Source organism: Verrucomicrobium sp. BvORR034 (genome assembly GCF_000739635.1).
Taxonomy (GTDB): Bacteria; Verrucomicrobiota; Verrucomicrobiia; order Verrucomicrobiales; family Verrucomicrobiaceae; genus Verrucomicrobium.
Genome location: NZ_BATQ01000107.1, coordinates 23,357 through 46,388, shown reverse-complemented (window position 1 = coordinate 46,388; position 23,032 = coordinate 23,357). Strand labels below are relative to the sequence as shown.

Annotated in this window: 22 protein-coding genes; 15 read left to right on the top strand and 7 right to left on the bottom strand. The window is 58.1% G+C overall.

All coding sequences use genetic code 11. From position 1 onward, the window contains the following. The 4 genes from BV034_RS18105 to BV034_RS18085 form a co-directional block, all read left to right on the top strand. On the top strand, window positions 1-1,797 hold a 1,797-nt coding region (locus tag BV034_RS18105; protein WP_265593144.1), incomplete at its 5' end, for an RHS repeat-associated core domain-containing protein. 15 nt (window positions 1,798-1,812) lie between these two features. Further along, window positions 1,813-2,466 carry a hypothetical protein gene (locus BV034_RS18100; protein ID WP_050028403.1) on the top strand — a complete coding sequence of 218 codons (654 nt, stop codon included), beginning with the start codon at window positions 1,813-1,815 and terminating at the stop codon, window positions 2,464-2,466. Window positions 2,467-2,878: 412 nt separating this feature from the next. Next, a complete protein-coding gene (locus BV034_RS36130) occupies window positions 2,879-3,193 on the top strand; it encodes a hypothetical protein (RefSeq protein ID WP_265593143.1) in 315 nt (104 codons plus the stop codon). Between the two features lie 373 nt (window positions 3,194-3,566). Continuing rightward, entirely contained in the window at window positions 3,567-5,126 is a 1,560-nt protein-coding gene (locus tag BV034_RS18085) for a glycosyltransferase family 2 protein (RefSeq protein ID WP_081887901.1), read from the top strand. A gap of 343 nt (window positions 5,127-5,469) precedes the next feature. On the opposite strand, the gene BV034_RS18080 is transcribed toward BV034_RS18085, so the two are convergent. Together BV034_RS18080 and BV034_RS18075 are read right to left on the bottom strand one after the other, a co-directional pair. Next, window positions 5,470-6,342 (bottom strand): hypothetical protein, encoded by an 873-nt coding sequence (locus tag BV034_RS18080; RefSeq protein ID WP_050028399.1) that lies wholly within the window; start codon window positions 6,340-6,342, stop codon window positions 5,470-5,472. A 36-nt stretch (window positions 6,343-6,378) separates the two neighbouring features. Beyond that, the gene (locus BV034_RS18075; protein ID WP_265593142.1) at window positions 6,379-6,732 is read right to left on the bottom strand and encodes a hypothetical protein; all 354 of its coding nucleotides are present in this window, start codon (window positions 6,730-6,732) and stop codon (window positions 6,379-6,381) included. Between the two features lie 108 nt (window positions 6,733-6,840). Here BV034_RS18075 and BV034_RS18070 point away from each other — a divergent pair, with 108 nt between their 5' ends. The 3 genes from BV034_RS18070 to BV034_RS18060 all read left to right on the top strand — a co-directional run bounded on the left by BV034_RS18070 (window position 6,841) and on the right by BV034_RS18060 (window position 10,529). Next, window positions 6,841-7,185, top strand: a complete 345-nt coding sequence (locus BV034_RS18070; RefSeq protein ID WP_050028397.1) for a DMT family protein — start codon at window positions 6,841-6,843, stop codon at window positions 7,183-7,185. Window positions 7,186-7,538: 353 nt separating this feature from the next. After that, window positions 7,539-8,264, top strand: coding sequence for a class I SAM-dependent methyltransferase (locus BV034_RS18065; protein WP_063768825.1), 726 nt, complete (start codon window positions 7,539-7,541; stop codon window positions 8,262-8,264). A gap of 33 nt (window positions 8,265-8,297) precedes the next feature. Next, complete coding sequence (locus BV034_RS18060) at window positions 8,298-10,529, top strand: glycosyltransferase (protein ID WP_265593141.1); 2,232 nt, start codon at window positions 8,298-8,300, stop codon at window positions 10,527-10,529. 176 nt (window positions 10,530-10,705) lie between these two features. On the opposite strand, the gene BV034_RS18055 is transcribed toward BV034_RS18060, so the two are convergent. The 3 genes from BV034_RS18055 to BV034_RS18045 form a co-directional block, all read right to left on the bottom strand. Next, window positions 10,706-11,956: a hypothetical protein gene (locus BV034_RS18055; protein WP_050028394.1), complete on the bottom strand. Its 1,251-nt coding sequence runs from the start codon at window positions 11,954-11,956 to the stop codon at window positions 10,706-10,708. A 103-nt stretch (window positions 11,957-12,059) separates the two neighbouring features. Continuing rightward, window positions 12,060-12,632, bottom strand: a complete 573-nt coding sequence (locus BV034_RS18050) for an NfeD family protein (RefSeq protein WP_050028393.1) — start codon at window positions 12,630-12,632, stop codon at window positions 12,060-12,062. A 73-nt stretch (window positions 12,633-12,705) separates the two neighbouring features. Beyond that, the gene (locus BV034_RS18045; RefSeq protein WP_050028404.1) at window positions 12,706-14,163 is read right to left on the bottom strand and encodes a flotillin family protein; all 1,458 of its coding nucleotides are present in this window, start codon (window positions 14,161-14,163) and stop codon (window positions 12,706-12,708) included. A gap of 137 nt (window positions 14,164-14,300) precedes the next feature. Here BV034_RS18045 and BV034_RS18040 point away from each other — a divergent pair, with 137 nt between their 5' ends. From BV034_RS18040 to BV034_RS18030, 3 genes are read left to right on the top strand one after another with little or no spacing between them, the layout of a single operon-like run. Further along, window positions 14,301-15,317, top strand: a complete 1,017-nt coding sequence (locus BV034_RS18040) for a sugar-binding protein (RefSeq protein WP_050028392.1) — start codon at window positions 14,301-14,303, stop codon at window positions 15,315-15,317. Between the two features lie 11 nt (window positions 15,318-15,328). Continuing rightward, window positions 15,329-16,840 (top strand): sugar ABC transporter ATP-binding protein, encoded by a 1,512-nt coding sequence (locus BV034_RS18035; RefSeq protein WP_050028391.1) that lies wholly within the window; start codon window positions 15,329-15,331, stop codon window positions 16,838-16,840. Between the two features lie 16 nt (window positions 16,841-16,856). Next, window positions 16,857-17,843 (top strand): ABC transporter permease, encoded by a 987-nt coding sequence (locus BV034_RS18030; RefSeq protein WP_050028390.1) that lies wholly within the window; start codon window positions 16,857-16,859, stop codon window positions 17,841-17,843. 48 nt (window positions 17,844-17,891) lie between these two features. Here the strand turns inward: BV034_RS18030 and BV034_RS18025 are convergent, their stop codons facing one another. Then, a complete protein-coding gene (locus tag BV034_RS18025) occupies window positions 17,892-18,179 on the bottom strand; it encodes a hypothetical protein (RefSeq protein WP_050028389.1) in 288 nt (95 codons plus the stop codon). Window positions 18,180-18,380: 201 nt separating this feature from the next. Here BV034_RS18025 and nspC point away from each other — a divergent pair, with 201 nt between their 5' ends. From nspC to BV034_RS18010, 3 genes are all read left to right on the top strand, one after another. Next, window positions 18,381-19,541, top strand: coding sequence for a carboxynorspermidine decarboxylase (gene nspC / locus BV034_RS18020; RefSeq protein ID WP_050028388.1), 1,161 nt, complete (start codon window positions 18,381-18,383; stop codon window positions 19,539-19,541). Between the two features lie 99 nt (window positions 19,542-19,640). Beyond that, window positions 19,641-20,087, top strand: a complete 447-nt coding sequence (locus tag BV034_RS18015) for a YidB family protein (protein WP_050028387.1) — start codon at window positions 19,641-19,643, stop codon at window positions 20,085-20,087. Between the two features lie 68 nt (window positions 20,088-20,155). After that, window positions 20,156-20,944, top strand: a complete 789-nt coding sequence (locus BV034_RS18010) for a hypothetical protein (protein WP_050028386.1) — start codon at window positions 20,156-20,158, stop codon at window positions 20,942-20,944. Window positions 20,945-21,023: 79 nt separating this feature from the next. On the opposite strand, the gene BV034_RS18005 is transcribed toward BV034_RS18010, so the two are convergent. Next, window positions 21,024-21,368: a zinc/iron-chelating domain-containing protein gene (locus BV034_RS18005; protein WP_050028385.1), complete on the bottom strand. Its 345-nt coding sequence runs from the start codon at window positions 21,366-21,368 to the stop codon at window positions 21,024-21,026. Between the two features lie 62 nt (window positions 21,369-21,430). Between BV034_RS18005 and BV034_RS18000 the strand changes: the two genes are divergently transcribed. Then, on the top strand, window positions 21,431-22,105 hold the full coding sequence (locus BV034_RS18000; RefSeq protein WP_265593140.1) for an urease accessory UreF family protein: 675 nt from the start codon (window positions 21,431-21,433) through the stop codon (window positions 22,103-22,105). A 100-nt stretch (window positions 22,106-22,205) separates the two neighbouring features. Beyond that, window positions 22,206-22,991 carry a platelet-activating factor acetylhydrolase IB subunit gene (locus tag BV034_RS17995; RefSeq protein ID WP_063768821.1) on the top strand — a complete coding sequence of 262 codons (786 nt, stop codon included), beginning with the start codon at window positions 22,206-22,208 and terminating at the stop codon, window positions 22,989-22,991. The last annotated feature ends 41 nt before the right edge of the window (window positions 22,992-23,032 follow it).

Sequence of the window (23,032 nt, the reverse complement as noted above, 5' to 3'; positions counted from 1 at the left end):
GCCGGACGCCTGGAGGCGGACAGCCTCTGGGACTATACCTGGAATGGCATGGGCCGTCTGGTGTCGATGCAGCGCAAGTCGGGCACCAGCCCCGATCCAGAGCTCACCTCAGAAACTATCGCGTTCGTTTACGACGCGGACGGTCATCGTACGCTCAAGACCCGGACCCGGACCTATGAGGATGCCCCCGACAGGGTGGAGACCAGCAAGCTCTATTGGTCGGACTGGCTGCCGGTGTGCGAGGAGATATCCGTGGACAGCGGCACCGCCAGCCGTCGCTGGTTTGTCTGGGGACAGGATGTGAGCGGGAGCTGGGACGGTGCTGGCGGCATCGGCGGTCTCCTGGCCATTCAGGAGGAAGGCGGGCGCACCCTGTTGCCCGTCCATGACGGTCTGGGCAACATCACCGCCTTGATCCATGCAGGCAATGGCGACACCGTCGCCACGTACGACTACGCCCCCTTCGGTGAAATCATCGCCGAGAGCGGTGAGGTCGATGCCTGCCCATTCCGCTACCAGAGCAAATTCTACGACGGGGAGACGGGTCTGAGCTACTTTGGGTTCAGGTATTACAGCGCCAAGCTTGGGCGATGGATCAGTCGGGATCCGCTGGGGGAGAGCGGTGGGTTTAATTTGTACGGGTATTGCGGGAATGACCCGGTGAATGGGCGGGATTACTTGGGAATGTGGGACGTTGTAAAGGGTAGTTTGCGAATCGATCCGGTACCTACTAATGTGGGAGTCATTTTCAGAGCCAGCGTGGAGATTGCGAGGGAATGGAGCACGCCTGGACCGGTGGCGTCAGGCATGTACAATCCTTCTTGGACGCCCAACGTACATCGGCAGACGGTCCGGATTCCGGTAAATCAAGGGATTCATCTTCGATCTCTTCTGGCAAAGGGCGGGGGGCCAATGGCCCAATACTGGGCCGAGCAGGTATTCCTGGGAAGTGCGCAGAACATCGTGGATGGACTGCATGGTGAGGAAGTGGTGGACGGAATCACCACCGCTAACGATGTGCTCTCGATTTTGCCCGGATGGCAGGTGGGAGAATCCATGGTGGATGGCAAATGGTGGGCGGCGCCACTCTTTTTAGGGCGAGATGTGCTCCTATGGGGCACTGGCACCAAGTTTATTCAGGCTGGTGCTACAATTCCTGCAAAAGTCGGTCGTGGAGCGCTAGTGGGTATGGGGCAAGGTTTTACCGCTGCTACCATCGACATTGGTGTTGACCGAGCGAGCGCAGGTCTCGGAGGGTATGCCTACGCTGGGTCTTGGAGGAGCGATGGGACTAGGGTCTTGATGTCCACTGCCTTTGGTGGATTTGGCGGAGGCGTCGCCGGTCGGTTTGTCAGGGTAGCAGAAACGTCAACCATGCCCATCACCCTGATCCAACAAAGGGAACTGGCACGACTTGCAACGTCAGCAAGAAATGAATTAGTTAACGACTTCGACAAGTTGTTGAGTGAGCTTACGCCATCACAGATCGCTAGCATCGCAGAGGAACCGTGGCGCATGCAGCTATTCTTTGGAACGGCAGTGGAGACTCGAGTTGCTCGCAATGTTGCTGAGATTGTGAAAAGAGATCCTAAAAGTGTCTTGACAGGTCTTCGATGGACTGGGCGAACAAACGCTCCGCAAGATTTTATTGGCCCGGGTGGTTTTGGGTTTGACATTACGGGCGGAAGTTGGAGTTCAATATGGAGCCACCAAAGACGTGCCGCAGTGGATGCGGTAGTCACCTACGATTCAATACCGAGTGATTTGGGCTACAAATTTATTAAGTGGCTTGAATGAAACTAGCCAAAGACTATGGAACTGATTGATACGTTTAAGCCTGACTCATTAGGGCGGATTTTGACGGATGAGACATTTACTAACAAAGTCTTCTCGGATTTTACTTTGAGTCCTCCAGGCGCCAGCAGATTCCTAATGCGTGGCGTCAAGTTTGAAGGTTGTAGGGTGACACCAGGGACATGTGTCATCGAGGCAGGCTCAGTTCTTGATGAGGTGGTTTTTACAAACTTCGAGTGTGGGGATGCCATGCATATCGCATCGGAGGTTGCCATGCGAAATGTCACGATTCAAGGCAAAGAAAGCCCTAGGATGCTCTGGATAAGGCCCTCTGGGAAAGCAGAGTTGCTTCGATCAACGCATGCTTGTAAAGGCGGCTGTTCTTTGGATATCAGCGGATATAATGGTGAGTTGAGCATCACTGGGATTGATGTGAAACGCGTCAGAATAGATCCCCAGCTACACGTGAAAATTGATCTTGGGAAAATGAATACAGTTGATTGGAAGAGTCTCGGTATCGGCGGACTTAGCTATTGGCGTTTGATGGCAAGAAAAGTCAGTGCCGACGGTGCAACTGAAGGAATCTTTAGCATGCCATCGAAGGAGAGCCGCAACTACGAGAAGTCGATGGCAGAACTCGATCTTCTTCGAAAGGCCGGAGTAGAGATGTGAAAGCAGGCGCTCGACAATCGATTGACAGTTTATCAGCTTTGGGCAATCTTGCGGTGCTGATCGTAAATGGACGGACCGAAGGCAGGTCGATAGGACTTGGGATCGAAAACTTGACAACCCATAGCAGGCCGTGCCAGCAGGCTGCTTTCGACAAATTGGGCTCCAAAACAAGCGTCTCGTGAGCAGGGGCTTTATGGGCATGCTCCCTTACCATCCGAACGCAGAAACACACGGTTCCGCCACCATCCAGTGTTCGTTCCCGGCAACAGTGGGGGAGGGTGAGCGGTGTTTTTCAACCTGCCTCTTGTTCACGAACCGGGTTAGATGCGTGACTTGTCTGGCTATGTGCCCTTCACTATTGAGGGGAGTCCTCGCAAGGTAAAGTGATTCCTTTCCATTGGGCGCCCCCCTCGTGATGTTTCACTTCATTGGTAGTGACCAGTGGCAGTATGTCATCGACCGCCTTGTCGGAATGTCGGGCACCGTCGGCGGTCGCAATGTTGGGCTGGAGATCAAGGCCGAGGGCCAGGTGAGGCGTGTGTCCGGCCCCGGTTTTGACAAGTCCTTTGAGCTCACCGGCCCCTCCGGGATTCGAGTTCAAGGAAACGGACTCAAAGCGGAGTGCCGTGAAGGCGGTCAAGGCCAGTGCGGTGGGGGAGTGCGTGGAGGTGAGCGGGAATGTCAACGAACCCAAGACCGCCAGCACCTCGGATCTGGGCAATGGTGAAACGCAGATGTTATACTCGAGGTGCTGCCCCTCGAGTATTCCTGGTCTGTTGTGCACGTGATTCCCCATGCAGTGCTATGGACGCTAGGGAATTAAAGGTTCAAGTGGTGGATCTAGCAAGGTCGGCAATTCAGCCGTCACATTTTGTGTTCGTATTAGCGACACTCCATCGCAGATCAATTGTTGTCGTGGCTGGGTGGGGGGAGTGGTCGGGGGGCCGATAGGCTCGATGTGGAGATGTTTGCGAGTTCGCGGGACACGCAGGTGCTGCTCCGGGTAATCTTCTGGTCCCTGGCAGCATCAAGCCTTTCCACACCTCTTCTGCTCTTCAAAAGCACCTTGATTGAATGCCCTGCCTGCTTCATCGGGGAGGATGCCCTCCAGAGCACTGGTGTCCTCGTCAGATGAGCGGCGCGGCCCTCGTTTTCCCAAGCTGCGATATGCCAGGCCCGCACCGGCTCAGGTGCGGATGCTTGGCGGGTTGATGTTGGGAGCGTTGGGGCTGTTTGTCATCGGCTCATGGCGGCTGCTCATGCTGCACCCCATCATGTGGGGCTTCGCACCGATCCTGGTCGTGATCGTTCTTCACGAGGTTTTGACGGTGCTGGCGAAGTTGCAGAGACCAGAGTACGACTTCAAGACTCAACGTGAACGCAAGTCTCGACTTCGAGACCGTGCGGTCCTTGCCGAAGTGGATGTTCTGCTCCCGGTGTGCGGCGAGCCTCTCGCCGTTCTCCGCCGGACCTGGGAAGCCGTTGCCAGGATTCGATACGCTAACCTCACGATCACCGTTCTGGACGATTCGGCCAATGATGAAATCCGGATGCTGGCTGGGGAATTTGGTTTCCGTTGTCTAACCCGGCCAAACCGGGGGGAGCATGCCAAATCCGGAAATCTGGCCTACGGCTTTGCGCATACCTCGGGAGAGTTCTATCTCGTGCTGGATGCGGACTTTGCCCCACATCCGCAGATTATCGAAGAGATGCTACCCTGGCTGCTGGAGAATCCAGAAGTGGGTATCGTTCAGTCGCCGCAATATTTTGATTTTCACGAACCCGAGGTTGCCGCCACCGCCTTTTCTCGTGCCTCAGCGGCGACGGTGGAGGACTTCTACCGATTTGTGTTGCCCTACCGCAACGCCCACCGTGCCGCCATGTGTGTGGGGACCAGCGCCCTCTATCGACGGGCGACCATCGCTGAAAGCGGATTTTCCCTGGCACCTGCAAGCGAAGATGTGAAGCAGGGGTTGCTGGTCAATGCCAAAAGTTACCGGGTGATTTACCTGCCGCTGGTGCTTTCTGCAGGGCACACGCCTGAAAGCTATGATGCCTTCGCCCGGCAGCAGTCACGCTGGTGCCATGGAGCGTTTCTGAACATGACTTCGAAACTCTTTTGGTCGCTGAAGATGACGCCGTGGCAGCGCACCCTCTGGCTGGGGAATGTCTTGAACTATCTTCGGAGCGGGTTGGGGGCCTTTCTGCCATTTCAGTTGGTGATCCTGGGCTGGCTCCCGGAGGTAACGCTTCATTGGAAGTATGCTTGGTGGTTCCTGCCACTCGCAGTCTGCCGCTTTTGGATGTGGCGATATCGTTTCGCACCGTGGAGACCTGCCCACATGGTGGTAAGTCGCCTGCGCTCTCTTGTCCACTTGTGTTCCATGACTGCCTTTTGCCGCTCGCGCAACTTCCATTGGGTGGCCACAGGGGATGCTCGGGGCAGACAAAGCACTTGGGAATCCCACGGCGGAGTGCTCTTGTATTTGGGTATCGTCGGCTGCGTCAGTTTGGCAACGGCGCTCCACTTGGCGGTTCCGTGGCGGTGGGAGGTGAGTTTGGTGTTTTTCTGGCTGCTTTGGGAGAGCGGAATGGCTCTAGCTACAGTGCTGACGATATTAACCAGTATACGGGCTTTGGGGCAGAAAGTGACGCTCTGAACGACAGACCGTATAGCATCTCGTTTTGTCTGAGCCATTGGAAAAGGATATACAATTGCGAGTGGGTTCTTGCCAGCTTGGGAGTTGGTGATCGAGAGAGGGCGAAAATCATCTTGCCCCCCCTTTTGAGGACAGCGACAAAAGCTTGTATATCCGCCCATCCTTAGGGTTGTCCTGCGTCGACAACTCGCAAGGAGATTGGATTTGGACGGGGGGGCGGATCTTCCTAATCCCAGAACGGAGCAGGGGTTGAGGCAAGGATGCCGGCTATAAGAGCCGAATAAAAAAGCCCCGCCAGGGAGAACCGGGCGGGGCTTCAAAGAGAAAATAAACTACCAAAGGGCTACCTTCCCGCTGCGGCGTTGGAAAGGTCTGCCTGGAGGCGCGCAATCTCGTTCTTGATAGACAGTGTCTGCTGGGAGGCTTGGGCGGCGTTCTGTTCGCATTGTGCGGCCTGGGCGTTGAAGGTGTAGGTGGGGCGCCCGTTGAATTGCGCCATCGAAGCCTGGCTCCGAAGTTGGCCCGCTTTGCTCAACCACTGGGACCGAACCTGCTCAAGTTGAGCGATCTGGTTTTGCTTCTGATCGATCTCGACTTGGATGCGGTTGACCTTTGAAAGGGCGGCCGTTGGGGAAGGGGCCGTCTCCGCGGCTGGTAAGCTGGCCACCGGGGTAGGCTCGGCTCCGGGCTTCAGCAGGGTGAAGGGGACCATGTCATGACGAAATTTCTGGCGGAGGTCAGCAGGCAGGTTTTCCGGGGCAACCTTGGTCACGCCAAGGCTGTGGGTAAACGTTACGTCATCCTCGGTCACTTTCTGGATCTTGGCGGCCTGTAGCCCTTGCCCGGTTGCCAAAGTGATCACACCCAGGTCTGCGCCTTCAGATCCGCTGCGTACCTTGATCACTTCACCCGCAAAATCAGACACCAGCTTTTCCTTGGCAGCCTTGAGTTCGGCGATCTCGCGGGTGAGTCTGGACTTCGCGTCACTGAGGCCTGAGTTGCGCTCCACCACTTCCCGGGTGGCGTCATATTGAATTCGCAAAGCGTCCAACTGCGACTGCTTGTTCGCGATGCCGGTTTGGTTGGATTCAAGCAGGCTCTTCGCCTGATTGTACTCGGAACGTCGGGAGTCAATTTCAAAAAAGTAGCTTACACCGACTGCGAACAGGACGATGAAGAAGAATGCGGCCAGCATGCCTACGACGCGGTTTTCCATAAGATAATCAGCTGAATTTGCTTGGCGGAGAATGCCTTAGTTTGCCTTCTTGTAGGTTTCGAAGTCCTCTTTCAACACTGCCAGTGCCTTCTCAGCATCTGCCTTCTGGCTGGTCAAAGAATCGATCTCGATCTGCAACTTTTTTGCGCGATCTTCAGGAGTTGTTTTGCCTGAATGCTTCAGCGAAGGGTCAGCCTTCAATGCGTTCAGGTTATCCGCAAGGATCCGATACTCGTCGTTGAGGTCCTTGAACTTTTGCTCTTCCTCATCGATTTTTTGCCGCATGATGACGGTCTCACTGGCAAGGCGTTTATGCTCCGTGCAAGCTGGGCTACACAGGACCAAAAGACCGACGATGGCGAGTTTTCCTACAGAGGCAAATTTCCGCATGGTTGACTGGGCTCTTTTTGATGCCTAATAGGGGTAATTCTTAGTGTTAGTCAAGAAGCAAAATTGTCGTTTGCGCCTAATAGATGCTCTTTGCCGACCGCATCCTGTATGTCTCCCGCCGCCTGGAAAACCGTCCTTCTGCTCGCAACCTCGAATGTCTTCATGACCTTCGCGTGGTACGCCCATCTCAAGGACATGAAGTCCAAGCCGTGGATTGTAGCTGCTCTGCTCAGCTGGGGGATTGCCCTGTTTGAGTACCTCCTCCAGGTGCCGGCCAACCGGATCGGCAGTACTGAATTCAGCCTTCCTCAGCTCAAGATTCTCCAGGAAGTCATCACGCTCTCTGTTTTTGTGCCCTTCGCGTTGTTCTACATGAAGCAGCCGCTGAAATGGGATTTCGTGTGGGCCGCGCTGTGCATGTGCGGCGCTGTGTATTTCATGTTCAGAAAGTAGGGAGTGGCTTCTGAAAAGTTGGGTGGTATTAAATTTTCTGCTAAAAAAACTAGAAATGATGCCGCCAGGATGGGATGAGATCCGATAGAGGGGAGTTGTTGGGAGGAGTCCAGTCGGCGCTCTTGGGTGATGGACTCGATTTTGCTTCTCCAACGGCCCCACACCTACTCCCACTGCATTCTATGTTTGGCCGCACCCGAAAAAGACTTGATGAACGCGATGCCCGCTGTCTGGAACTCCGGAAACAAAGGGATGAGGCTAGAAAAGAGAGGGAAGGGCTCAAGGCGCGCAACAGAGAACTGACCGATACGATCAAGCAGATAAACGGCTCGTCTCTGCCTTTGGATCACTCCATGGCATCCCTGATTGAGGCCCGCCGCTTGCTCGCGGCGAGGTATCTCAAAGGGGAGGGTATGGAGATTGGTGCCATGCACTGCCCCGTTGCGGTGCCACCGGGAGTGAAGGTCATCTATGCTGACTACAAGTCCAAAGAGGACAGCATGCGCAAGCACCCTGAGCTCGATCCCACCCACATGGTGGATGTGGATCTGATCATGAATGGCGAGACTTTGGATGAGATTCCCGACGGCAGCCTGGGGTTCGTCATCGCCAATCACATGCTGGAGCACTGTGAAGATTTTGTGCGGGTTCTGAAGAACTTCTATCGCGTCCTCAAACCGGAGGGGATTCTTTTCATCGCACTGCCGGACAAGCGATACACCTTTGACTACCGCCGACCACTGACCCCCTACGAACACATCGTTCAGGACCACCGGACGGGACCACTCGAGAAGCGCTATGACCATTACGTCGAATTCAGCACCCTGGTCTCTGAGACGCCGGTGGGGGAGCTTGACTCCGAATCTGTGGTGATGGCCCTGCCTCACTTGGACATCCACTATCACGTTTGGGATCAGGCAGGGATGATCAGGCTCATCAACGATCTGCGCTCAGACTTTGATCTCAGCTATGAAATGGAATGCTACATGAAGAATGGAATCGAGGGCATCTTCATTTTGCGAAAGACCACGGTGGAAGAATATGATCGCGCCAAGCCTTCAACTTCTGCTCGCAATTGATTTCAGGGTCAGAATTCTTACCGGGATTGCTGAGTGAACTTCCTGCTACACGACATCGCCGGGCGTGCTCAACGCATGGATGATTCTGGCTGCTCCTTGCATGAGGTGCAGTTTGAGCCCGCGCGACGGCAGCGGGCCTCTGAGGAGGCTGGAATCGGTTTGGCAAGAGATGGTGCTGACTACGTGGCGGAGGCACTGTCGCCTGATATGACGATCGTGGGCTGGTTTGTGCCGCCGGAAGCCAGCGGCATCCGAGGGCTTCGTGCCCGTCAAGGGGAGCAGCTTTATGTCGCGCGCCGCAAGCATCGCCGGCATGATGTCTGGCATCGCTTTCCTGATCACCCCTTTTCCCTTGAGAGCGGCTTTGCCGTGGCCGTGCGGCTTCAGTTGGGATGGAATATCATCCAGCTTGAGTTCAAGGAGGAGGTCAGCCGTCGCTGGCGTGAATTTGCGGTATGCCGGGTCTGGCTCTCCCCTTGGTGGCCGCTGAAGGCGCGGGTGTACCGCCCCGCGTGCCTGAGTGAATATGAAGCGTGGGCGCGTCTGGAGCATGATCCCTCTGCACTCGACTTGCGGGCCATGCGGACGACCGAGGCCGCGCTGGCGGATCGACCTTTGTTGTCGGTCCTGATGCCCACTTACAACACCCCTGCAAAATGGCTGGAACGAGCCATCGAGTCGGTGAGAGCCCAAACCTATTCAAACTGGGAGCTGTGCATCGCAGACGATGGCTCCCAGTCGCGACAGGTGCGACGCACGTTGCGGAAATTTGCCGCGCGGGACCCTCGGATCCGTATCACCTGGCGACTGAGGAGCGGGCACATTTGCAATGCATCCAATTCGGCGCTTGAGAACTGTCGCGGCGTTTTCACCGCCTTGATGGATCATGACGATGAACTGGCCCCTGATGCGCTCTTCCACGTTGCGGAGCGCATCGTACACCAACCGGATGTCATGATGATCTTCTCTGATGAAGACAAGATCGACGAGAGTGGGGTTCGATCCGGTCCCTACTTCAAACCAGGTTGGAACTACGATCTGCTGCTTGGTGAGAATTGCGTGAGCCACATGGGTGCCTTCCGGACGTCCTTGCTTCGGGAGATCGGAGGCTTCAGACCGGGGTTCGAGGGCAGTCAAGATTGGGATTTGGCCCTGAGAGTGGTTGAACGAGTGCCCAGGGAGGCTGTCGCCCACATCCCTCGCGTGCTCTACCACTGGCGGATCCTGCCTCAGTCCACTGCTTCCAGTATGGATGCCAAGCCCTACGCGCGGGTGGCCGCCAGACGGGCCGTGAAGGACCATTTAGCGCGTCACCATCCGGGGGTTCGCATGGAGGAGTTGCCCGAGCCACATGATGGCTGGCGTCTGCACTGGCCTTTGCCGGCAAGCCCGCCATTGGTGAGTATCGTCGTATCCAGCCTCGAACCCCTCGATGACGTTCGCGATGCCGTGGAGACCGTCGAACGTATCACGACCTATGCAAATTACGAAATTCTGGTGATGGACACCGGCTTGGCCCATACGCCTGCGGAACTTGCTCTGCGCGACTGGCTGTCAACACGAGCCATGGTTCGAGTCATCAACGCCGCAGGACTGACCGGGTGGTCCCGGCTGAATAATCACGCTGCCCGCGAATCACTTGGGACCGTGCTGCTTTTCCTCAATCCTTCCCTTCGTCCTTCTTCGCCAGACTGGCTCAGAGAGCTCTGCAGCCAGGCCTGTCGAGCCGGTGTGGGAGCGGTCGGGGGGCAGTTGCTGGACCTTCTGGGCACGATTCAGCACGGGGGTATCGTGCTGGGCATGAATGGTTCGACAGGCCATTTGTTCAGAAACTGGCTGCCTGACGCCAACACGATCGGTGGGCGTCCAGACTTGGTCCGCGAGGTCACCGCAGTGACGGGCGACTGCCTGGCGGTGATGAAAAGCCGGTTCGAGGAAGCAGGCGGGTTTGATGAAGCCACACTACCAGACGTGCATGCGGACCTGGATCTATGCTTACGATTGCGTTCGTCCGGGTTGCGTCAGGTATGCACGCCATTTGCTTCGCTGGTGTTCCAGTCAACGCGAACCGCCTGCGGACGCCGTGCCCGCGCTCGTCGCGCTGCGGAGGTGGAGCAGTATTCCGCCGTCGTGCGGCGCTGGCACCTTGAGAAAACGGTGGATCCCTACTTCAATCCCAATCTGTCGCTACAGACCGAAGTTCCCGTGTTGGGAAGGCGGCCTGTCAGCATCGGTTGTGAACTGAGCGCTTCCCAGAGTGACTGAGCCAGGCGCTGGCCCAAAAGGTCCTGACCTGATCTCATCACCCTGGGGCAACCATCCGGCACCGTGCCCTGGATGAAGAGCACCTTTGGGCCTGTTTGACAGGAGATCTTGAAGTGGAGAGGGCAGCCCAATCGCTTGACGACTGAGGGAGCGGCCGGGATCGGTTGCTTCATGGGTCATTCAAGGTGGTGCAGTTCAGTCTGGTAGTGCACTGCCACCGCGATGAAAAACAAGCTGGTGTACAAGCCGCCCCATTCGTAGGTGCTGAGAAGTTCGGTCACGCGTGAATAGGTTTCTGCCATCACGTCATCATCTGCACTCAGGCTGATCATCCAGGCTGCAAAGAGCGGCTCTCGCATGCAATCATCTTCCCACGGGCTGCGAGGACTGTGTTCCGCCCACTTGGGAAGCTGAGTGCGGGCGAGTTGGATGGCGGCATCGCAATCCGCCTGGGCAATCCAATGCTGGTTCAGGAAACGCCAGTCAATGTCAAACGTGCTCTTGTTGTCGCGGCGGTACTTGTATCGTCTCGCAAGATGAGGCACGGCAGCTCTGGCCGTGGCTGAAAGTCCTTGCGCATAGGCTTTCTTCCACTGGGGATCTTCTTCCGTTTTCCAGAGGGTGCGAAGGGCTGCCTGGGACATACTGGACGTCCAGAGAAACGATTCCCCCACTTCCGGCGGATCGAGGGCAAGTCCCGCGGCACACCACTCCAGCCTGGATCTGGGCACCTTGCCTACCTTTTCCTGTGCCAGTTCACGGTAACGGAGCCGCCATCGTTCCTGGCCCGTCAGGGTGTGCATGATACGATGGATGAAGAGCAGACGGGCGGCATCGGTGGCCTTGGGGCGCAAGAAATCTCCGCGAAATCCAAAGGCTGGCGGATCACATGGTACGCGCCACTGGTGTTCCTCCACGGCCAGCACATGTTTCTCCATGAGAGCATGGACTTCGCGTTTCTCAGTCTCGCTGGGGAGATCAGACTTCACGAAGTGCCAGAGGCCATAGAGCCAGGGGAAGAACTGGTCTTCAGAACTGGCGGGGTAGTGGCTGCGGCCATCGGAGGCCAGGCCCCGTGCAACAAAGCCTGGCGTCTGACCGACCTTGGCAAGTTTGACCAAACCACCCGCAATGCGGCGGGCGCTTTTTGCAGCTTCAGGCGTTCTGAGCACCTGCCAGCGCTGGCAGAGGGCGGCGAGATAGAGCCCGCCGAAGAACGGGCCGTCCTCAATGGGAGTGGACCAACTCATACCGTTGGGGCGCGCGGCTTCGCAGTCTTCTGGGGTGGGAAGCACGACTTCGCCATTTAATCCGGCGTAATGCAGTAGCGTGCCGTGGTCCGCAGTGACGAAGCGACGCCAGATCTCCGCATGGGCCGCCTCGGCAGGTCCCTTCGTGGGACTGGCGCGCTCTGGGGCGAGCGCCATTGCCTGCCCGGAAAGGAGCACTGGAAGAGCCCCCGCACTGGTTCGCAGGAATGCGCGACGGCATGAAACAGCGCGGTTTGAAGGATTCATTGCGATGATCGCATCAGACCTGTTCTACCAAGAGGGTGTTTCCTGAGACCACCTGCAGCACCTTCACCTGGCGCTGGGGGGAGAGGTCAGCGGGAGCATCTGTGCATGCTTCCAGAGTCTGCAACCGACCCTGTACCAGAATCTGAATTTTACCGATGCCGCCTCTGCCAGCCGGAATGCGCTGATAGACTGTGCCGGATTGCCCGATGGCGTTTTGAAGGTTCAGGGTGCCTTCGCTGCGGAGGGAGTGCATAGCCCTCATGAGCAGGCCGAGCAACAAGCCGATGGCTACCCCCAAGGCGCTCCCCAACAAGGTGGCCGCAAAGACCCCGAATCCATAACGCAGGGCGATGACGCCGCCCCAGCCCAGACCCAGCATGTACCCAAAGAGCCCTCGAATCGACAGCAGGCCCCAGGAGTGCCCGGCATGCCCATCCATGTCGCTGATGTCGTAGTCGTGATCCACGTCCCCCCCCACCAACGACATCAAGGACTGCAGCAGGATCAGCACGATGGCCACGGTGCCGATGGCGGTGAAGATTTTCTCCGCAACGCCAAGCGTGCTCCAGTCAAAGAGGAAGTTCATGGAGGGTCAGGAGGGTGGGGGAGAGGAGTTCGAGCTGGCAACAAGGGACGGGGCACGTGCCTCGGGACCTCGTCTAGGCGGACGGGCCGGAGGGCTTGCCGCCGCCCATCTCACCAGTCTTGCCAAGGATGCTGGGAAGTTCAATACCGGCGTTTTTCGCCAGCTCATGAATCGGGGGCAGACTGCCGGCAAGGCCGCTGAGGAAGCTGGCGGTGCTGTTTTTCCCGTCGGCTCCGACCCCGCTGTCCCACACCGTGATCTTGTCCACCTTGATGTTGCTGATGGCTTTGACCTGCTCCTCGACCAGTCGGGGAAGCTGCTCGGTGATGAGCAGGTTGATCGCGAGTTCTGGACGGGAGGCGGTGACTTCCACCAGGGCCCGGAAACCTTCCGCCTTGCTCTTGAGCACCTTTTCCGTGCCCTCGGCTTCGGCGAGAAGACGGGCGCGCTGGCCGTCTGCCTCAGCGAGGAAACGAGCCTTCTGGCCGTCTGCCTCAGCCTGTTGCACGTAGCGGATGGCATCGCCCTTGCCCTTCGCCTCAATCTGGATGCGTGCGGCATCGGCGGCGGCGATGGTCTCCATGCGCAGTTTCTCCACTTCAGCAGGCACCACGACGCTGGCATACTGGGACGCTTTATCCTTCTCTGCACGGGCGACTTCCGCCTCACGCTGGGCGAGGTAGGCTTCCTGCTGGACGCGGGCATTGGCGACATTCTGGGCGGCCTCAGCCTGTCGGTTGGCCTCCGCCTCCTGCACAAGCCGGTTGGCATTGGAGTTCGCGATGTCCACAGCGGCAAGGTTTTCACCGGTGGTGGCTTCTGCCTGGGCCTGGGCCACGACAATCTTCTGCTCCTTCTGGGCCTGAGCACGACCGATCTCCCCATCGCGCTCTGCCTGGGATACTTTGATTTTTGCGTCGTTGATGGCGCGGGCGGCGGCCTCTTGACCCAGGGCCTCGATGTAGCCGCTCTCATCTGTGATGTCCTGAATGTTTACGTTGATGAGCTGGAGGCCTACCTTCTCCAGTTCCACCTCAACACCGCGGCTGATATTCTCTATGAGTTTGTCGCGGTCGGCGTTGATCTCCTCGATGGACATGGTGGCGAGAACCACGCGCATCTGGCCAAAGATGATGTCTTTGGCCAGTTCCCGGATGGACTCGTTGGATAGCCCCAGCATACGTTCGGCAGCGTTTTCCATCGTGCCGGGCTTGGTGGAGACGCCGACGGTGAAGGTGGAAGGCGTATTGACGCGGATGTTCTGCTTGGAAAGAGCACCCGTCAGCTTGATGTCGATAGGGATCGGGATGAGATCGAGGAACTGGTAGTCCTGGATCATCGGCCAGATGAAGGTGGCCCCACCATGAATGCATCGGGCGCTCAACCCCTTGCCGACCTTGCCATACACCACCAGTATCTTGTCCGACGGGCACCGCTTGAAGCGGGTCGTCAGGATCCACAAGGTGGACAGCACCAGAAAGGCAACACCGCCAACAAGGAACAACAGGGGGAGATCGGCTGTGGAGGGCATGAAAAGATGTTGGCATGGTGGCACTGTGGAGACAACAAAGAAGGTGCATTTCTGCATGCAAACATTTGCCTTGCCGGAGCCGTTTGGGATTTCGTACCATGCGTGGTTCCCGCCTGTTTCCATCTCCACTTTCATCCATGAAACGCCGCCGCTTCCTGCTTCCCCTGGCCCTTCCTGTCCTGGCAGCTTCTTTCCTCGTGCAATGCGGGCCTTCGTCGAATGGCGGAGGCGGCAAAAAGCCCCGCGTTGCCTACATCGGAAACGCGATTGCTCCTTTCTGGACGATCGCTGAGAAGGGGGCCCGCAAGGCCGCCGCCGAGTATGGGGTGGATGTGGAGGTGCGTATGCCGCAGAACGGCGCCACCGATCAAAAACGGATGGTCGAGGAGCTTCTGGCACGGGGCGTGGACGGCATCGCCTTCAGCCCGGCCGATCCCAAGAATCAGCTGGATCTGATGAAAACGATGGCCCAGCAGACTCATTTGATCACCCAAGACAGCGACGCTCCCGATTCACCCCGGCTCTGCTTTGTAGGGATGGACAACTATGAAGCCGGTCGGCTCTGCGGCAAGTTGGTGAAGGAAGCGATGCCCGACGGGGGCAGCGTGATGTTTTTTGTGGGCCGTGCCGGTCAGCTCAATGCCAAGGAGCGTCGCCAGGGCTGCGTGGATGAGCTTCTGGGAAGGCCTGAAGGGGAGCGGCATGACGATCCGCCTGACGCGGAACTGAAGGGCGAAAAGTACACCGTCCTTGGCACCCGGACGGATGAGGTGGACTTTGCCAAGGCCAAGTCCAATGTGCAGGAATCCATCACCCGCCACCCAGACATTGGCTGTCTGGTGGGGCTTTTCTCTTACAATACGCCCAAAATTTACGAGGCGGTCAAAGAGGCCAATCTGTTTGGGAAGGTGAAAATTGTCGGATTTGATGAGGAGGAAGACACCCTGCGCGGCATTCAGGAGGGCAATATCTACGCCACCGTCGTGCAGAATCCCCACCAATACGGACACGAGAGTGTGCGCATCCTCGCTGCCCTTGCCAAGGGGGATAAGAGCGTTGTCCCCGCCAGCAAGTTCGTCGAGGTGCCAGCCAAGGCCGTGAAAAAAGGCGACGTGGACATATTCTGGACGGAGCTGAAAAAGCAGGTGGAATAGCCCGGTCCATCATGAGTGATCTGCTGTCAGTTCAGAATCTAAGCAGACAGTTTCCCGGTGTCCGGGCGCTGGATGATGTCAGTCTGGCAGTCGCAAAAGGAGAACTGGTGGCTGTCATCGGGGAGAACGGAGCTGGCAAGAGCACGCTCATGAAGATCCTCGCGGGCCTGCAGTCCCCTGACCGCGGACAGATCCAATTTGAAGGGCGCGCCGTGAGTTTGGCAGGAGTCCAGCATGCGCAGTCTCTGGGGATCGCTTTGATTCACCAGGAACTGGTGCTGGCGGACAATCTCGATGCCGCTGGTAACGTCTTCCTGGGCAGGGAGCCTCGGAAGGGCATTTTCATCCGCCACGAGGTGATGCGGCAGCGCGCCCAGGTCCTGCTGGACCAACTGGGCTCTGGCTTCTCGGCCACCACGCCTGTCGCAGATTTGTCCCTTGGCCAGCGTCAGCTGGTAGAGATTGCCAAGGCGCTCTCACTGGACGCGAAGCTGGTCATCATGGATGAGCCGACTTCGAGTCTCTCGCTGAGGGAAACAGAGACTCTCTTTCGCGTCATTGCAGACCTTCGGAGTCGCGGATTGAGCATCCTCTACATCTCGCACCGGCTGGGTGAGGTGAAACAACTCGCAGATCGGGTGGTGGCCCTGCGGGACGGCCGAAATGCGGGAGGGCTCGCGCGTGAGGAAATAACGCATGACGCCATGGTGCGGCTGATGGTGGGGCGGGATCTTTCTGGAGCCCGGCCATTGGAGGCACGACCGCCAGGAGAGGTGGTGCTGGAGGTGAAATCGCTCCGCACGCGGGCCTTTCCCGCCAACCCATTGACCTTTCACGTGTGTCGTGGCGAGATGGTCGGCCTGGCCGGTTTGGTGGGTGCGGGTCGGACTGAGGTGTTGCGCGCCCTGTTCGGGGTGGAGCCTCCGCTTGCTGGGGAGGTGAGAGTGGCGGGGCAGTTGCTTCCGGCACGTCATCCGGATCAGGCAGTTGCAGCCGGTCTTGCCTTGGTGCCAGAGGACCGGAAGACCCTGGGTGTCTTCTTGGAGGAGTCTGTGCAATGGAATGTCGCCCTGACCACACTGGCTCGCGATGCCAAGGCTGGAATCTTTGTGAATGAACAGGCCGGTTTCACCCTGACCGAGGACCTCAGCCAACAGCTGCGGATCAAGGCCGCCTCTCCCGATACCTTGGTCGGCACCCTGTCCGGTGGCAATCAGCAGAAGGTCGTCCTGGGCAAGTGGCTGGCACTAGCCCCCAAGGTGCTATTGTTGGACGAGCCCACTCGCGGGATCGATGTGGGTGCCAAAGCTGAAATCTACCAGCTGATGGAGAAGTTGACCGCTGAGGGCATGGCGGTGCTCTTCGCCAGCAGCGAGATGGAGGAGGTGCTGGCCATGTCCGATCGTGTGCTCGTGATGCACGAAGGGCGGCTGAGCGGGGAACTCTCCCGTGCCGAAGCGACCGAGGAGAGCATTATGGAACTGGCCACGGGCATCACGGCCCCAAAGCGAAGCCTGAATTGATATCTTTGTCCATAGCATGAAAAAAAACTTGGGTATCAGCCTGCTTTTGCTGCTCGTCTGCGTGGTCACCGCATTGGTGAATCCAAACTTCTTGATACCCTACAACGCCGAGAATCTCGTCAACTGGGTGTCCCTCTACGCGATCATCGGTGTGGCGGTGACCTTTGTCATCATCACCGGAGGGATTGACCTTAGCATCGGCAGCGTGGTCGGTCTGGTGGGCACCGTCCTGGGATGGCTGTTGGTAGAGAAGGGCTGGCCCGTGCCGCTGGCGTTAATGGCCACGGTGGCGCTATCAGCCTCCATTGGGCTGGTACACGGTCTTCTCATCACCAAGGTGAAGTTGCAGCCGTTCGTGGTGACCTTGTGCGGCCTGCTCATCTACCGCGGGGTGGCGCGATGGCTGGTGCACGACGGCACCCTTGGTTTCGGTACGGCCTATGATGGGCTGCGCTGGTTCGCCAACGGTCGCATCGCCATTCCCTTTTTGGGAGACTACCGCTTTCCGGCACCCTTGATCATCCTGGCAGTGATCGCCGGTCTCGCAGCAGTATTCTTGAACAAGACCGTCTGGGGGCGTCACTTGTTTGCACTGGGGAGGAGCGAGGAGGCCGCGCGGTACAGCGGCATTCGCACGGACCGCCTGGTGATCCTCTCCTACGTCTTGTGCTCCACCGTCGCTGGTATCGGTGGCATCCTCTTCGCACTGGACGTCAATACGGTGCAACCCGCCTCGCAAGGAAACTTTTACGAGCTCTATGCGATTGCTGCTGCTGTTCTCGGCGGATGCAGCCTGCGAGGGGGCGAGGGGAGCGTCGTGGGCGTTTTGATCGGAACGGCCCTGATTCGGGTTCTGCTCAACGCGATCAATATTTTGGGCATCGCCACCCAGTTGGAGTTTGTCGTCCTTGGTATGGTGATCCTTATGGGCGCGGTTGCCGACGATTACTTGCGGCGGAACCGGAGCAGACGTCAGCTGAAAAGAGCAACGCCGACAGGCTGATCGGGATATCCCGGAATCAGGCGTCGGCGTCGGTGGGACAGAAACTTCCTACTTCTGCTCGCGGGTTGCTTCCGCCTCGCGTTTCAGTGCTTCAGCCTTGGCTTCTGCTTCTTTGCGGGTCGCCTCGGCGTTCAAATCGTTGACCTTCTTGGCGTCTTCAATCGCATCCGCGTGCTGTTCGCCCTCTTTCTTGACGGCCTTCGCCTGGTGTTCCAGGGCATCGGCTTTGTTTTCGAGACTGCGTTCGCGTGCTTGCTCCTGTTTGGAGTCGCATGACACCAGCATCGTGGTAACTGCGGCAAGGGAGGCTGCGAGGAGAGTAGGAATGGTCTTCATGCCCGGAGATCGGGGACTACAAGTCCCCTGGTGGCAAAAAGATGCCACAGGCACGCATTTTTTATGGTTTGCCAGTCGTGGACCCCCGAACGTGACGGAATTTCCTGCTAAAACCGGATGCCAACAGGCTGGGGAGGCGTAAGCATGCAGGTCACGCCTGTGGCGTGCTTTTCATCTCGTTCGTTCAGATCTGCCTTCACAATGTCCCACACTGCCCCGACTTCTTTTGACTCCGCCCGTGTCACCACACCTGCTTATGTGGTGGACCTCGCTCTATTGAAGAAGAACCTCACCCTGCTGCACCATGTGCAGGAGGCGTCGGGGGCGAAGATTCTGCTGGCCCTCAAAGGCTTTTCCATGTTTTCCACCTTTGGGCTCGTTCGCGAGTATCTGCATGGATGTTGCGCGAGTGGGCTCAACGAGGCACTGCTGGCCCACCATGAGTTTGGCAAGGAAGTGCATGTTTACTGCCCGGCGTTCAAAGAAGCGGAGATGGAGCAGATCCTGCCCATCGCCTGCCACATCTCATTCAACTCCCTGGCCCAGTGGCAGCGATTCAAACCGGTTTTGGAAGCCGTTGAAGGCAATCGCCCGAGCCCAGGCCTACGGGTGAACCCCGAGCTCTCCACGGTGGAAGTGGCCCTCTACGATCCCTGTTCTCCAGGATGCCGGCTGGGGACCCGCGACATCGAGCTGGAAGGGGCTGATTTGACTGGTCTCGAAGGACTCCACTTCCACGCTCTGTGTGAGCAGAACTCCGACGTGTTGGAGCGAGTTATCGAATCTGTAGAGCGCCGCTTCCCCAAATTCCTCAAGCAGGTGAAGTGGGTGAACATGGGAGGAGGCCACCACATCACCAAACCTGGCTACGATGTGGAACGTCTCGTGCGGATCGTGAAGGCGTTTCGTGAGCGTCACAATGTGGAAGTGTATCTGGAGCCCGGTGAGGCGATCGCGCTGAACACTGGCTACCTGGTCACCTCGGTGCTGGACATCGTGGGGGCAGAAGAGAAAACCGCCATCCTCGATACCTCTGCCACCTGCCATATGCCAGATGTGCTGGAGATGCCTTATCGCCCCCAGATCATTGGGGCCGGTCTGCCGGGTGAGCATGCACACACCTACAAACTGGGAGGCACATCTTGCCTGGCGGGTGATGTGATCGGGGCCTACTCGTTCCCTGAGCCCCTGCAACTGGGTCAGAAACTTGTCTTTACCGACATGGGCCACTACACGATGGTCAAGACCACCACGTTCAACGGGGTGCCCCACCCGGACATTGATACCTATGATCCTGCCACCGAAGAGCTGCGGGTGGTCCGCCGTTTTGGCTACGAAGATTTCCGGAACCGGTTGTCCTAAGAGGGAGGGGGACGTGACCCCGAAAAAAAGACCATTGCTAGATTTTCCTCTTCCTGCCAGACTCATCCCACCCGGAGGACTCCCCGGGTATTTACCACTATGAGCATGCTAGGAGATCTGGCGCGCCAGCTAATGAGTGGCGCGCCTGGAGAGGAAAGTGAACTCACGCCCGGAGCCAACGCCCCGGGAAGCCCAAACCTCGTGCAACTGGGCATTGCATTGGTCAATCAATCCGGGGGACTCGACGGACTGATTGCGAAGTTCCAACAAGGCGGTCTGGGAGATCTGATCTCCTCCTGGGTGGGTCGGGGTGGCAATCTGCCAATAAATGGGGAGCAAATCATGCAGGTGCTTGGCCGTGGTCAGGTACAACAGATTGCCGATGAATCCGGTACGGACACCGAAACGGCCGCGAACGGGCTGGCCCAGATCCTCCCAGGTCTGGTTGACCAGCTCACCCCCAATGGCGAATCCGTATCAGGAAGTGCACTGCAACAGGGGCTGCAAAGCCTGTTGGGAGGTGACCTGAAGAAATTCTTCAGCTAAATGCATGCAAAAGAAATCACGTGGGCGGCGTTGGACAAACTCCGCCCACGAAATTGTACCACCAATCCATGAAATCCAAGCTCATCCTCACCCTTCTCGCCACCGCTACGGTCGGGCTCTATGCCGCAAAGGAAGAAGCCGCGAAAGCCATCCCCAAGGAGGCCTTCGGCGTCTATAGCTTCGAAGACGCTCAGAAGCAGTCCGCCAAAAAGAAAGATCCCATCGTGTTCCTGCTTGTGAACGAGCGGACAGAGGATGCCAAGGTGGAAGGTGCCGGGAAGATCACCTACTGGGGCCTTGAGAAAGACAACACCGTCGTCGTGCTGCGCCCCAACTCTGCCGGGGAGTGGGCCCGTCGGCTTCCCGCTGCGCTGCCAGCAGCGATCAATGCCAAAGATCTCGGCAAAGAATACCCCCGAGTGGTCGCCATGGATCACACTGGGAGCGTGGTGCTGACTTCAGTGCCTGCTGCCAAACTCATCGACGGTGGGGAAGATGCAGTGAAGGCTCTCAACAAGGAAATCAAAGAACTGGCCAAGAATCCGCCCAAGCCCACGGCTGCTGCTCCCGCTACAGCTCCAGGCGCTGCGCCCACTCCTGCACCGGCCACCCCTGGTGCCGCTCCGACCACCGCCCCTGCGGCAGGTGCCGCTGGCTCAGTGGCCATCCAAGGGGCCAGTACGGAAGGGTGGACCAGCTCCGATGGACGCACCATTCAGGCAACCCTGCTTGAGGTGGCTGCGGACAAAGTGGTGCTCCAACTGGCAAACGGCAACAAAGTGGATGTGCCCCTGGCCAAACTGAATGATGCCTCCAAGAAGCGTGCGGAAGAACTGAAAGCGGCCAGCTCGAAATAGGTCGCTCAGACACCTGGCCAATCATCTGAATCTCGAAGGCGCGGAGCAATCCGCGCCTTTTTTGTTGGCAGGGCTGCCGTCACCCCTTCGCGGGAATCTCAATGGCTTCGCATACATCGCGCCAGCCAGGAAACTGCCAGGCGTTGGGAAATCCGCTGCATTGAGCAGGCTTCACCGGCTGGATGAGGCAGGAGTTCTGGCCTTCCAGATAGAAGCAGGAGCCATCGCCCTTGTCGATGATGGACAGGTGTTTCCGGTTCGCGCTGAGCCGCGTACGTGTTTGGATGAATTCGTCCACCTCCATGCCCACGTGGCGGGCAATGGCATCCACTTCCGCGGGAGTCACAATCACGTCGCCGGGCCAGCGGCAGCAGTTGCCACAGCGCTGGCACAGATAAGAGACTTTCGAGGTGTCAAGCGACATGCAGAGGAGAGGGACTTTTAGGTTTTCTGCGGTCGTTGGTCCGCTAAAATAGCCAGTCTGCCATGATAGCCCGGTTTCCCCAGCCTTCAACGTCACGCTCGTCCGGCACCGATCCAGACGGGAAACTGGCGTTGCATAGTGCAGAGTCCCGGGCAGAGCATGACGAGAATCTCTCATGGGTGCGGTGGATGTTTCAGAGTGTGCGCGCGCAGTGTGAGGCGATCCTGTTCCTGACCCATGGCGAGGCAGGACGGCATACGATGATCAAGGACTGGGAGGCCTTTCTGGACCGTCCTTGGAAAGACTCCATCGCTCCCTGCCTGTTGGATGCCTGGCGGGCGGCAGACGCCGGGGATCTGGACGCACTTCTCGCGGTGGACGTTCGGTTGGGGAAGCAGCTTTCCTCCGAGGAGCTCTCCAGGAGCCTGCTTGCAGGGGAGCTTCTGCTGAAGAGTACTCGGGGTGCCAAATATCAAGGAGTGCTTGGCCACCTGCGGCAGCGGATCGATGCCGAGGCTCGCGAAGTTCATCTGGCGACGGTTTGGGCGGCGGTGTCGGTGGTATTCCAACTGCCGGTCGCGGATGTGGTAGGGGAGTATCTGCGTGAGGAGTGGATGACCTCCACGGGGCGTCACGCTCACCATGCGGATCCACAGGGATTGCTCAGTTTTGCTGCCACCGCGCACCGGACGCTTCGGGACGCCGGATTCCATGACCTGCAGATCTGGTCGTCATGACCGCAGGGGCTGATGTGGGGGAGTCTTAATTTCCCATTTGTCAGGATTTGGACGCATGAAGTATGTCCACGATCCACGTATTCCGGTTTCTGATTCAACCATGAAATCCATCCTCGCCCTCCTGCTCTGCACCGCTCCCGTCGCACTGGCCCAGCAATCTCCCGCGACTGGTGCGAATCCTGCCAAGACCTCAGTCGCTCCGACGCCCGCGCCGGTGGCAAATCCCAAAGTGGCAGTGACTCCCGTGGAACGTCCAGAACCCGGGTGTCAGGCACGACATGCACGGTTCAATGAGATCTCTAGAAAAGGGGAGGCCCCCCTCGTCTTTCTCGGAGACTCCATCACCCAAGGCTGGGAAGGGGCTGGCAAGGTCGCCTGGGAGAAGCACTGGGCCCCCCTCGGTGCCGCCAACTTTGGCATCGGTGGTGATCGCACAGAGCACGTGCTCTGGCGTCTGGAGAACGGGAACTTCGATGGCCTCAAGCCCAAGCTGGTGGTGCTGATGATTGGCACGAACAACACTGGCCATCAGAACCGCAACGGGTACTTGTGCAGTGCGGAACAGACCGCAGAGGGCGTGAAGGCCATCATCACCAAGGTGCAGCAAAAGTGTCCGGGTACCAAGGTGCTCCTCCTCGGTATTTTCCCACGAGGCACGGATAACAACGATGCCTTCCGCAAGCAGAACATCGCCACCAACAGCGTGATCAAGACGTATGCCGACGGCAAGTCCATCTTCTACATGGACCTGGGTGAAAAATTCCTCCAACCCGACGGCACCCTCTCCCAGGAAATCATGCCCGACCGTCTGCATCTCTCACCCAAGGGATATGAAATCTGGGCCGACGCCATCGACGGCAAGGTCAAGGAACTGATGGGGAGCTAGAGCACTGCCGTCGGCTGAGCAGGCACCATCGCCAGTCCCAG

Excerpts from the sequence above, each read along its gene's own strand:
- BV034_RS18100 (WP_050028403.1), top strand. The coding sequence starts at position 1,813 with ATGGAACTGATTGATACGTTTAAGCCTGACTCATTAGGGCGGATTTTG.
- BV034_RS18085 (WP_081887901.1), top strand. The coding sequence starts at position 3,567 with ATGCCCTCCAGAGCACTGGTGTCCTCGTCAGATGAGCGGCGCGGCCCT.
- BV034_RS18080 (WP_050028399.1), bottom strand. The coding sequence starts at position 6,342 with ATGGAAAACCGCGTCGTAGGCATGCTGGCCGCATTCTTCTTCATCGTC.
- BV034_RS18075 (WP_265593142.1), bottom strand. The coding sequence starts at position 6,732 with ATGCGGAAATTTGCCTCTGTAGGAAAACTCGCCATCGTCGGTCTTTTG.
- BV034_RS18070 (WP_050028397.1), top strand. The coding sequence starts at position 6,841 with ATGTCTCCCGCCGCCTGGAAAACCGTCCTTCTGCTCGCAACCTCGAAT.
- BV034_RS18065 (WP_063768825.1), top strand. The coding sequence starts at position 7,539 with ATGGCATCCCTGATTGAGGCCCGCCGCTTGCTCGCGGCGAGGTATCTC.
- BV034_RS18055 (WP_050028394.1), bottom strand. The coding sequence starts at position 11,956 with ATGGCGCTCGCCCCAGAGCGCGCCAGTCCCACGAAGGGACCTGCCGAG.
- BV034_RS18050 (WP_050028393.1), bottom strand. The coding sequence starts at position 12,632 with ATGAACTTCCTCTTTGACTGGAGCACGCTTGGCGTTGCGGAGAAAATC.
- BV034_RS18045 (WP_050028404.1), bottom strand. The coding sequence starts at position 14,163 with ATGCCCTCCACAGCCGATCTCCCCCTGTTGTTCCTTGTTGGCGGTGTT.
- BV034_RS18040 (WP_050028392.1), top strand. The coding sequence starts at position 14,301 with ATGAAACGCCGCCGCTTCCTGCTTCCCCTGGCCCTTCCTGTCCTGGCA.
- BV034_RS18035 (WP_050028391.1), top strand. The coding sequence starts at position 15,329 with ATGAGTGATCTGCTGTCAGTTCAGAATCTAAGCAGACAGTTTCCCGGT.
- BV034_RS18030 (WP_050028390.1), top strand. The coding sequence starts at position 16,857 with ATGAAAAAAAACTTGGGTATCAGCCTGCTTTTGCTGCTCGTCTGCGTG.
- BV034_RS18025 (WP_050028389.1), bottom strand. The coding sequence starts at position 18,179 with ATGAAGACCATTCCTACTCTCCTCGCAGCCTCCCTTGCCGCAGTTACC.
- nspC (WP_050028388.1), top strand. The coding sequence starts at position 18,381 with ATGTCCCACACTGCCCCGACTTCTTTTGACTCCGCCCGTGTCACCACA.
- BV034_RS18015 (WP_050028387.1), top strand. The coding sequence starts at position 19,641 with ATGAGCATGCTAGGAGATCTGGCGCGCCAGCTAATGAGTGGCGCGCCT.
- BV034_RS18010 (WP_050028386.1), top strand. The coding sequence starts at position 20,156 with ATGAAATCCAAGCTCATCCTCACCCTTCTCGCCACCGCTACGGTCGGG.
- BV034_RS18005 (WP_050028385.1), bottom strand. The coding sequence starts at position 21,368 with ATGTCGCTTGACACCTCGAAAGTCTCTTATCTGTGCCAGCGCTGTGGC.
- BV034_RS18000 (WP_265593140.1), top strand. The coding sequence starts at position 21,431 with ATGATAGCCCGGTTTCCCCAGCCTTCAACGTCACGCTCGTCCGGCACC.
- BV034_RS17995 (WP_063768821.1), top strand. The coding sequence starts at position 22,206 with ATGAAATCCATCCTCGCCCTCCTGCTCTGCACCGCTCCCGTCGCACTG.